This window comes from Donghicola sp. XS_ASV15 (assembly GCF_041224595.1).
GTDB lineage: Bacteria > Pseudomonadota > Alphaproteobacteria > Rhodobacterales > Rhodobacteraceae > Donghicola.
In genome coordinates this window covers 1-2,793 of record NZ_JBGFGN010000045.1, presented here as the reverse complement: position 1 = coordinate 2,793, position 2,793 = coordinate 1, and the positions used below count along the sequence as shown (strand labels likewise).

Genomic DNA, 2,793 nt, shown 5'->3' with positions numbered 1-2,793 from the left:
AAACAGCGGCTTCGCGGTCTGATCCGTCCAGATCCAGCAGTCTGCGCGACCGCAGGTGCCGCTTGCGGCAGAAAATCCTTGTCTAGCGCTCGGATACAGGCGATCTTCACCTCAAACGACACGCCACTTGGGGAATGCAGGATGAGACTCATGCTCGATTATTATTATTATAGAAGCCCCCATGAATAAATCGCTCATCATTTTCGGCATCGTCAACATAACCTCGGACAGTTTCTCCGATGGAGGCCGGTATCTGGCGCCAGACGCAGCCATTGCGCAGGCGCGTAAGCTGATGGCCGAGGGGGCAGATGTGATCGACCTCGGTCCGGCATCCAGCAATCCCGACGCCGCGCCTGTTTCGTCCGACACAGAAATCGCGCGTATCGCGCCGGTGCTGGACGCGCTCAAGGCAGATGGCATTCCCGTCTCGCTCGACAGTTATCAACCCGCGACGCAAGCCTATGCCTTGTCGCGTGGTGTGGCCTATCTCAATGATATTCGCGGTTTTCCAGACGCTGCGTTCTATCCGCAATTGGCGAAATCATCTGCCAAACTCGTCGTTATGCATTCGGTGCAAGACGGGCAGGCAGATCGGCGCGAGGCACCCGCTGGCGACATCATGGATCACATTGCGGCGTTCTTTGACGCGCGCATCGCGGCGCTGACGGGTGCCGGTATCAAACGCAACCGCCTTGTCCTTGATCCCGGCATGGGGTTTTTTCTGGGGGCTGCTCCCGAAACCTCGCTCTCGGTGCTGGCGCGGTTCGATGAATTGCGGCTGCGCTTCGATTTGCCGGTGCTTCTGTCTGTTTCGCGCAAATCCTTTCTGCGCGCGCTCACAGGCCGTGGTCCGGGGGATGTCGGGGCCGCGACACTCGCTGCAGAGCTTGCCGCCGCCGCAGGTGGAGCTGACTTCATCCGCACACACGAGCCGCGCCCCTTGCGCGACGGGCTGGCGGTATTGGCGGCGCTGAAAGAAACCGCAAGAATTCGTTAACTGCACATTCGGGATATTTCTCTATATTCGCGGTTCAGCAGGCATGTCCCCTTTGAGGGCGACCCGACGACAGGATAATCGACCTTATGGTGCGCAAATATTTCGGCACAGACGGTATTCGTGGCAAAGCCAACGAAGGCGCGATGACGGCGGAAACCGCCTTGCGCGTCGGCATGGCGGCTGGCCGTGTCTTTCGTCGCGGTGACCACCGCCATCGTGTCGTGATCGGCAAGGATACGCGCCTGTCGGGCTATATGCTTGAACCCGCGCTCACAGCCGGTTTCACCTCGATGGGCATGGACGTATTCCTTTTTGGCCCGCTGCCGACAACGTATAGGAAGAATAAACGCCCTTTTCACCCAAGTCCAACAGCTTTGGACCGCAGTTGACTCTTTCGACACCCCTGCGATGCAACCCAATCCGGCTGACGGGGAGCCAGCAACGCTGAAAATTTACCCTCCTCTTTCCCACTAGCGGCTCCTTTTCCGACAACCAGCACGGCGGATCCCTGCCGCGGCGCTGTGAACGCAGCATTTTGATTGGTATCGTTGGCCTTCAGGCTCGTCAGTCAAACAGACCCAGGAGCAGCTCAGCCGGTGGCGCCCGGCTTTCGGGTAACGCCCTGGTCCCGCTGGTTTCGGCTTTGTGCTTCAGGTGATCAAGGATCTGCTTGATCACTATAGGGTCTTCAATGCAGGCGATGACTTTCATGGCGCCGCCGCAGCCGCTGCAGGTCTCGATGTCGATATTGAAAACACGCTTGAGCCGTTGCGCCCATGTCATCGACGCTCGCCGTTGTGCTGGTGTTGCCGGTTCATCAGCCACCCTGACCTTGTTGCCCCTGCCCCGTTTTGCCGGCGTGACCAACGCCCGGTGCCGACTGTTGGGTGCGAACACCCCGTGGAAGCGGGATAGCGACTTGAGAGATAGTTTTAAAAATGTCCATAATTTCAAGCATCGGATCGCCATTTTCTCTTTATATCTTAGATGATTGCGCGTCATTATAATATCAAACATATGTGGCAATTGCACTGCTTCGAGGCATTATTTATTACGCTCACCGTTTTTCCGGGCATGGCAAATCCTGATCGTTCGTGACCTCGTGCAGTGGCGCGAGGACACGCCCGCCCAGGACCAGGCTCTACTCGTGCGCCGGCTGCACCGGCCCACTCCCCGAGCTTTGCGCGCCGCCCGTCCCTGCCCCCCAGGTGCGCCGCCCGCCGTCTCGTTCCGAGCCAGCGGATCGACGCGGGGGCATGGTCCGTTCGGCCCGCAAATCTCGGCCCTTCGGGTGACGATCTTCCCTCGGTTCCCTCGGCCTTTTGCGAGGCCAGACCTTACCACAAGTCGCCTCGCTATCCTTCGCTGTGGAATGGCGCGTCCAGCTCGTCGCCTGCAAGGCCCTGCCCCGTCCCCTTGGCCGGGGCGGGCTGGAAAGCTCTGGCCTGAGAAGGTTTCGAGATCCCCGCGCGGGCGCGGCGATCACACTGGCGGGGGGTTCGGTCAAGCCGAACGCCGCCCGCATCCTTGGGCCAGGTCGCGCAAGCGCGCCCCGTCCATCTAGGGAACCGCCGGTTCCCCCACGCAAGGCCGTCCGCTTAACGGGGCGAAGGGGTTTCCCCAACCACGGTCTCGGCCGGGGGCCGAGCTGCGTGGCCGGGTGATCCCCCTCCCCTTCGCCCCTACGGACAACCTTGCACGGGTCCCCCTCCTGCCCTCGCCGGGAGGCAGGCTTTCAGGAGAGGGGCGCGCTTCGCGCTTCCTCGCCAGAAACCCCGCCCCGATTTTCGGCAACA

At 60.8% G+C, this 2,793-nt stretch carries 1 protein-coding gene and 2 pseudogenes; 2 read left to right on the top strand and 1 reads right to left on the bottom strand.

Going from position 1 to position 2,793, the window contains the following annotated elements:
- Positions 1-181 precede the first annotated feature (181 nt).
- The gene (gene sul2, locus AB9K37_RS00725) at positions 182-997 is read left to right on the top strand and encodes a sulfonamide-resistant dihydropteroate synthase Sul2 (protein ID WP_001043260.1); all 816 of its coding nucleotides are present in this window, start codon (positions 182-184) and stop codon (positions 995-997) included.
- Between the two features lie 86 nt (positions 998-1,083).
- A pseudogene (gene glmM / locus AB9K37_RS00720) lies at positions 1,084-1,326 on the top strand (phosphoglucosamine mutase); the annotation flags it as partial.
- Positions 1,327-1,561: 235 nt separating this feature from the next.
- On the opposite strand, the pseudogene AB9K37_RS00715 reads toward glmM, so the two are convergent.
- Positions 1,562-1,915, bottom strand: a pseudogene (locus AB9K37_RS00715) (IS91 family transposase); the annotation flags it as partial.
- Between the last annotated feature and the right edge of the window lie 878 nt (positions 1,916-2,793).